At 61.8% G+C, this 7,844-nt stretch carries 5 protein-coding genes; all 5 read right to left on the bottom strand.

The window, feature by feature from the left end:
• Positions 1 to 100: 100 nt before the first annotated feature.
• The gene (locus ACZM96_RS08420) at positions 101 to 3,457 is read right to left on the bottom strand and encodes an autotransporter outer membrane beta-barrel domain-containing protein (RefSeq protein WP_489488505.1); all 3,357 of its coding nucleotides are present in this window, start codon (positions 3,455 to 3,457) and stop codon (positions 101 to 103) included.
• A gap of 111 nt (positions 3,458 to 3,568) precedes the next feature.
• Positions 3,569 to 4,909: a radical SAM family protein gene (locus ACZM96_RS08415; RefSeq protein ID WP_489488504.1), complete on the bottom strand. Its 1,341-nt coding sequence runs from the start codon at positions 4,907 to 4,909 to the stop codon at positions 3,569 to 3,571.
• A 248-nt stretch (positions 4,910 to 5,157) separates the two neighbouring features.
• Positions 5,158 to 5,367, bottom strand: a complete 210-nt coding sequence (locus ACZM96_RS08410; protein ID WP_294485185.1) for a serine acetyltransferase — start codon at positions 5,365 to 5,367, stop codon at positions 5,158 to 5,160.
• Between the two features lie 119 nt (positions 5,368 to 5,486).
• A complete protein-coding gene (locus ACZM96_RS08405; protein WP_489488503.1) occupies positions 5,487 to 6,464 on the bottom strand; it encodes an AEC family transporter in 978 nt (325 codons plus the stop codon).
• A 45-nt stretch (positions 6,465 to 6,509) separates the two neighbouring features.
• On the bottom strand, positions 6,510 to 7,754 hold the full coding sequence (locus ACZM96_RS08400) for an MFS transporter (protein WP_489488501.1): 1,245 nt from the start codon (positions 7,752 to 7,754) through the stop codon (positions 6,510 to 6,512).
• Positions 7,755 to 7,844 lie beyond the last annotated feature (90 nt).

Here is a 7,844-nt window from a genome sequence, read left to right as displayed (position 1 = left end):
AATTAAAAAGTTTTGAAAGGAGGGATGGGGGCGCGGGGGAAGGGAGGGAAAAATTTTCAAAATTTTCCCTCCCTTCCCCCGCATTCTCTCCCATCTTCCTTTAAAACTTCCATCCCAGGGTGAGGCCGGCGTTGACGGCGGAGGCGTGGGGGCGGAAGAGTTCGCCGCCGAGGTTCATCTGGAGGGAGAAGTTGTCTTTGGCGGTGAGGGTGAGGCTTGACTGGAGCACCATGGCGTCGCGGCCGGTGAGGGAGGTATCGGAAGCAAAGGCGAAGGCTCCGTAGTCCCGGAAGGAGGCGCGGGAGGAGAAGGAATCGTCGGCCAGTTCGTGCTTCCAGCCTGCCATGAGGTCGAGGCCGAGGGTGGATCCGTTGGCGGTTGCGGTATTCCAGGCAAGGTGTGCGCCCAGGGTGAGGGGCACGGAGTGGAAGGAGTCGCTTTCAAGGTGCAGGCGCGAGGCGGAGGAACCGCGTTCCGAAATGCCGGGGCGGCGCAAGGCGTTCCATTCGAGGAAGGCGAGGGGGCCTGCGGCAAGAGTGCCCGAGGCCGTGTTCCACGTCCAGTCCTTGCCTGCGCCGAAGAGGGAGCCGAAGGCAAAGCCAGTCCAGTCGCTTTCGTTGTGGGCGGCGTAGGGGCCGATGAGGACGTTTCGCTTCATGTCGCCGTCTTCTACGCCAGCGCGGGCCTGAGCCGTGAGGTAGAAGCCGTTCCACGATTCAGGGGCGTAGAGGCCCTGCACGCCGAGCATGAAGTCACGGGTTTCGGCCGTGGCGCTGTGGCTGCCGCCGGTGAAGGTGCGGCGGGCGCCTGCCGCAAGGTGTGCGCCCAGAGTGAGGCCGGAATCAGAGCGGCGGTCGAGTCCCGCCATGAGTCCCGCGCCGGTACTGTTCCAGTTTGAAAGGCCGCTGTGGCCGCTCTGCCAGGAGCCGGAGCCGTAGGGCGCGGCCCAGAGCGTCCAGTGTTCCGCGTCGGGGGAGTCCGGCAGAATGCCTGCACGGCGGGCGGTTTCGGCGGCGGTCATGTGCCGGAAGAGGAGCGAGCTGAATTCGCTCATCTGGTTCAGGGAAGCGCGGGCGGCGTTGTCGAAGGCTTCCGGGCCGAGGGCGTTCAGGCCGCGGGAAACGCCGGAGCCGTCCGGTGCAGACCAGTCCAGCGCGGCGAGAAGGTTTTGCATGTCGCCTTCGGCCACGCCGGAAATGCCCCAGAGCGCGCCGCCGAGGGAACGCGCGCCCGAGTTCTCAGCATAGCGGCTGTAGGCGTCGCGGCCGCGGGTGGCGGTCATGGTGAATTCGGGGTCGAAACTCAGGGAGAAATCAAGCGTGGGGGAAGTATTTTCCACCACAACGTCATTGAAGTTGCCGGAAACTTGTTCGGCCTCCACGGGAGATTCCGGGCGTATGACGGAGCCTGCGGCGTAGAATTCCGGCAGGGGGCGCAGGGCCCAGGTACCGGCCAGCTCGGCGGAACTCGCTTCAATGCCGTTCACCTTGCCGGAGGCGGAAACGAGGGTTTCGAGCACGGCGTTTTCGCCGTTCACGAAGCTGGAGGTCAGGTGAGCGGACTTGCCGGATTCATCCATGCCGTACAGAGCGAGGCGGCCGGAGTTCTTCAGAGAGTAAGCGTTCACCGTGCCGGTCACGGCAAGGCGTCCGGCGTCGAGGTTCATGTTGATGCTTCTTGCGCCGTCGACGGAGCCGAAGAGCGTCATATCGAAGCTGCTGTCGGGAGCGCCTGCGGTTCCGTCCGCATTGGCGGCATGGCCGAAGTTGAGGGCAGTGTAAAGATCTTTTCTGTCGCCCGGGTACAGGAGGTATTCGTTGTTCGGATTCCATTCGGAAACGATGTCGCCGATGAGCTGCGCGCCGGAAAGAACGTTGATGTCTTTGACCAGCGCGTTTTCGGAAATGAAGATGGAGGCGGCGCGTCCGGCAAGAAGGCCGCTCACGTCGAAACGGGAGATGAGCGGGCCGTTGAGGTTGAGGGGAAAGCCGCTCCAGTCCACATTCTCCTCAATAGGAGCAGGGGGGTAGTACATCATCCCCCAGAGCAGCCATGAGCCGCGATATTCCATGTCATTGTTGCTGATTGCGTTGTTGCCGAAGTCGAAGCGGGCGGCAATGCCTCCTTCTCCGAGAGCGGTAATGTCGCCGCGGCTTATGACGGTATGATTTTTGCCGTAGGCCACAAGAAGGCCCGTGCCCCAGGAGCCGTCGGCCGCAATGCGCACGCCGGGGGCTATGGTGAGGTTGTTGGCGCTGCCGTCCACGCGAATGCCGGTGCCCGCCGTGCCGCAGGCGAGAAGGTCGGCGGCCTGAGTAATGGTGTTGTTCTTGCCGTAAACGTGCAGGCCCACGCCGAGCGTGGCCGTGTTCGGCACGCCGTAGAGGTAGGCGGTACCTTCGGCGTTTCTGGCAAAGTAGCCGTTTTTGTTCACCATGGTCTGGCCATCAGCGTACACGGAGAATCCGTAGTAGTTCTTGCGGTCGAAGCTGTAGCCGATGTCCTGAAGCGCGGCCAGTTCCGCTTCCATGAAGGTGGTGTAGTTGCGGTATAACTGGTGGCTCATGAGACTGTGTTCAAGCTCGATGTGCGCAAGATCGGGAACGCCGTACTCATAGCCTTCGACAGGCAGGCCGTTGCCTTCCCCGAGCACTTCGGAAACGTGCTCGCCGTAAAAGCGTACGCCGCTGTTTGTGAAGTCTCCCACGACGAACTTCGGCCTTTCCACATTGTCGGCCTCGCTTTCCGAAACAACGCTTATGCCCGGCTGGAGCCTGTTGCCGTACTTGTCCACCAGGTGCGACTCCCATACGGAAAACTGTTTCATGGGGCCGCCGTCTTTATAATCGTTGGACCTTCTGCAAATGCCGAGGACGTGACCCAGTTCATGGTACAGATTGGCGGTTAAATCGGCCTTACCTGTTAATGGAATCGGCGAGAGGTGATCGGCAATGGCGTAATCCGTAGCGTCGTAATACATAAGGCCGATCTTGATGAGCGCCGGATATTCCATGGCCGTGTCGCTTATGAGTCCCTCCTGTACTACAGAGGGGATAAAGGGAGAATCGTGGTCGTTGAATATGTAGTAGGTCCATACGCCCTGATCGTTGATGGTGCCGATGTTGATGGCGAGGGGAGAGGTGTTGCGGCTCGCAGATCCGAGCACGTCGGCCCAGAGGCTTGCGGCTTCGACGGTGCCGTTTTTCTGCTCTTCGGAGAGCGTCCAGGCGGATATGTAGTCGTCGTCTTCGTCCGGCGTATAGTACTGCTCTCCCTGGTCGAAGAAGCGCAGCTCAAACAGGGGCGAGCCGTCGGCTTTGTAAACATAGCGCGACTCGTAAGCCTGCGCGGGGGCGGCAGGGAAGAGAGAAGAGATGCCGAAGGCCATGGCGAGGGCCGAGGCCAGGGCAAGGCGCGAGGACAATCTGCCGAAACGGGAAAGAAGAGAAGCTATCATGGGAGAAGAAAAACGTTGAAAGTTGAACGCATGCGGAAAAGGCCATGCCGCATGGTTTCGGAAGGAGAATTCAAAAAAGGCGGGGCCCCGGTATGGAGTCCCGCCTGTATGTCAGTGTTCGTCGTGGGAGATGTCGTCGCTTTCGCCGTGAGCGTCTTCCCCGTCGTTTTCGCTGTGGGAAGCCTCGTCGCCCATGTAGGGGTTGAAGTAGCCGAACTTCAGGCCCGGGCAATACTTTTTGAGCCTTTTGCGGAAGTTCACGAGTCCCACGGAGGGTCCGAAGGTGATGCCTTCCATGAGTTTCATGTACACTTCCAGATCAATGTTCAGATTGCGCAGCTGAATGAAGCTCACGCCGCAGGTGTTGATGAGTTCCACAAGAGCCTCGATTTCCTCTTCGCAGTCGGTGATGCCCGGGAAGTAGAGCAGGTTCAGCGACACGAACACGCCGCGGCTCGACGCTTCGGTGATGGAGCGGCGCACATCGGCGAAGGAGAAGCTGCGCGGCCGATAGTAGCGCAGATACACCTCGTCGCGGGCGCTGTTCATGCTCACGCGCAGGGAGGTGAGTCCGGCGTCGGCGAGCCTGGCGACTTCGTCGGGCATGGAGGCGTTGGAATTCAGATTGATGGTGCCGTGACCGCCTTCGGCGCGGAACCTCTTCACCACTTCGAGCAGCAGCGGGGCCTCGGTGAGGGGTTCGCCTTCGCAGCCCTGGCCGAAGGAGAAAATGGGATGTTCCTCGTTTTTCATGTGATGGAACATCATTTCGAGGATTTCGTCGGCGGTGGGGGTGAAGGTGAGGCGATCCTGCGGGGTGGCGCAGATGGTGGAATCCTCATTCTTGTGCGAAATGCAGCCCACGCAGCGGGCGTTGCACACGCGCGAGGTGGGAATGGGCGCTTCGTAGCGGCCTATGGCGAGGTTCTTGGCCGCGGGGCAGCCGTATTTCAGCACGCAGTTCTGCATGAGGTGCTGAATGAAGCGGTTGTGCGGATACTTCGCCATGAGTTCCTTTGCCGCCTTGTTGATCTTCTTCTGCGGAATGCCGGTAAAGATCTGGCGCGGGTCTTCATCGACCTTTTTGGCGCACACGTAGAAGCGGTCGCCGATCATGCCGACGGCGGCGTAGGCGAAGAGGGGCAGGGTGGGGGCGTCGTCGTCGGTGACGTACACGGGATGCCCCGTGAGAGTGTGCGCGGGCGCGATGAAGGCTGCCACGGCGAGTACTTCGACTTCCACGGTATCGCCGGTTTCGGGATCAAGACCGACGGCGTGACGGCCGGGCAGCAGAAAGAGCTCGCTTTCGGGAGGCAGGGGCATGAGTTCGTCGGGACGCGGCAGCGTCCATTCGTTGCCCTTGCGGCAGAGCATGAGCAGATCGGGATCGTCGTATATCTGGCCCTTGTCGTCGGCCAGGAGCATGCGGGGACGGGGATGAGATGTGGCCATGATGATTCTTTGCGGCGCAGTGGCCTGTGAAATGGTGACGCCCTGGCGGCGACGAAAAATCCGGCATCCGGCTTGCCCGCCCGGGGAGCGGATGACCCGGGTCGGCGTCGGCTCGCCCCGGCGGAAGCGGGCGCGCCTCAGAACGGGAGAGGCTTTCTTGCTGCGCTCCGGTTCGCTCGGCGTCGGATTGCCGCACTCGCGGGAGACGCGTCGGCGGGAGCGGCGTCGAAAGCGTCCGGGCGCGGGGCTCAGTTGCCGTGTTCCTCGCCGAGGAAGCGGTTCCAGAGCCGGATGGCGGCTCCCTGCGACACGGCCCACTGCGTCAGCGCGCAGCCGCACGGGCACACGACCCGCCACAGTTCATGGCGTCGGCCGGCGGGCAGGCATGATTCCAGTTTTTGTTCCCGGCTCCCGCAGGTGGAGCAGGGAAGTATGGGCGGCAGGTATTGATCCGGCATGAAGACCTCCTTCTTCCTGCTGAAAAACGGCAACGATTCCGCCGCATTGAGCAGGGTGCGCGGAAACTGGCGGAGAGCATGATAACCTTCTCGCCCTTGTTAAGCAAGGGCGGCGGAGGTCAGACGAGTCCTGCGAACTGCATGGCGAGCATGACGAGCGGCAGCGAGACCAGCGAAAGAATGGTGGTGGCGATGACCGTCATGGACGATTCGGTGGGGCAGGCGTGGTAGCGTTCGCCGAGGATGTACACCATGGTTCCGGTGGGCATGCCTGCGGTGAAGGTGCCCACGGCCACGGCGATGGGAGAGCAGCCGGCGATAATCAGCACGAGACAGGTGAAGAGCGGCTGAAGCAGGAGCTTGGCCACGCAGATCAGGGTGAGGTTCTTTTTGCTGAAGGATTCGGCGTTGTCGCCGGCGCCGTAGGAGCCGGAGAGCTGAGCGGAGAGCACCATGCCCATGCCGAACAGGGCGCAGGGGGAGGCGGTGGAGCCGAGCATCTGGGTGATGTTCAGAATGGACTTGGGCAGGGGCAGACCGGAAAATCCGACGCACGCGCCGAGAACGGCGGCCACGATCATGGGGTTGTGGATGACTTCGCCGAGGAGTTTCTTTCCGAGGCCGCGGCGGTCGTTGCCGCCGGAGGAGGCAAGAATGTCGAGGGTGCCGTCGGCCACGAGGAAGACGCCGGTGTAAAGCAGGGCGCCGAGCATGCCGGCGGTGGCGGCGGGTTCGTTGTTGGGGAAGACCATGAAGATGAAGGGCAGGCCGAAGAAGGCCGCGTTGGGGAACACGGCGGCGAGGGTGCGTATGGTGGTTTCGGCCTTGTGGGAGCGCCAGAAGCCGGAGAAGAAGAGATAGGCGAGCAGATAGCAGACGAAGGAGGCGGCGAGGAAGGACCAGATGAAGGTGGAGGCTTCTCCGCTCATGGGAATGGAGCACATCTGGGTGAAGATGAGGGCGGGCAGGCCGATCCAGTACACGAACTGATTGAGGCAGAGCGCCATGGTGGGCGCGAGAATGCGGCGACGTTCGGCGAAGAGACCGAGAAGCATGATGCCGAACACGGTGACGAGGGCGGAAAAGATGCCGTTCATGGGAAGCTGATCCTTGAGGCTGGCCGCGGGGCGGCCGGGAAGAGGTTACATGTGGGCGAGGGTTTGCGCGAGGCTGTGTCTGACGGCGCGCAGATGTCGCAGGAACAGAATCACGGCCGCGCCGATGACGACGGCGCAGAAGAGCATGGTGACGGGCGCGCCCACGCCGTCGGCCATGGCTCCGAAGGCGAGTTCGCCGGCGGGTCCGAGACCTGAGGTTAACATGACGTAGATGCTGAGCACGCGACTGCGGCAGTCGTCGGAGCTGGTGAGCTGGCAGAGGGTGTTCACGCTGACGTTGGTGGTGGTGATGCCGAAGCCGATGAAGAAGGCGGCGATGAGGGAGAGCCAGAGGGTTTCGGAAAAGCTGAAGACGGCGAGGGCAACGGCGGTGACGGCGGCGGTGCGGGCGAGGGTGCCGGGAATGTGCCTCGGCACGACGTAGATGGACACGATGATGCCGCCGGTGAACGCGCCTGCGCCCACGGCGCCGAAGAGCCATCCGAGGGTTTGCGAGCCGCCGCCGAGCACGACGGTGGAAAACACGGGAAAGAGCACGCTGTAGCACATGCAGAAGATGCTGAACACGAAGAGCAGGCGGAAGATGTGATTGAGGAAATATTCGCTCTGCACGTGTCTGAGGCCCTCGACGATTTCGCCGAACATGTTTTTGCCGACGTGTGAGCCGACGCGCTCGCGCAGGCGGACGCGGAAGGCGAGCAGGAAGATGAGGGGCAGATAGGTGAAGGAGGAAACGAGGAAGCAGACGCCCTCGCCGCAGAGATAGATGACGAAGCCTGCGAGGGAGGGACCGAGGAGCTTGCTGATGTTGAAGGCCATGGAGTTGAGGGCGATGGCGCTTTTGACGGCGGCCTGATCGGTCACCATGAGCGAGACGGAGGACTGTCTTGCGGTCATGTCGAAGGAGCCGATGACGCCGAGGCAGAGGCTGAGGGCGACGAGCAGCGGATAGTTGACGAAGCCCGAGAAGGTGCAGAAGGTGAGTATGGCGGCCTCGATCATGCTGAGGGCCTGGGTGACGATGAGGGCTTTTCGCAGGTCGTGATGTTCCAGAAACGCGCCGGCCACGAGACCGAGCACGAGGATGGGGGCGAGGCTGACGAATTCGACGATGCTGAGCAGAAACGCGGACTGCGTGAGCCGGAAGACGAGCCAGCTCATGGCGAGGCGCTGCATCCAGAGGCCGAGCATGGATATGGTCTGGCCGATGATGAAGAAGAAAAACGCTCTGTGCTCGAGGGCGGGGAAGAGCTGATAGATGTTGCGCATGAAGACCTCTTGGACGATGCGTGCATTTAGGAAGCGGTATTTTTTTAATTGGGGTGCAAAAAATCTAACGAAATTTGCGCAAAAGGGAAA

It is taken from the genome of Mailhella sp. (assembly GCF_057866825.1).
The sequence above is the reverse complement of the archived record's forward strand: the minus strand, read 5'-3'. Positions and strand labels throughout refer to the sequence as shown.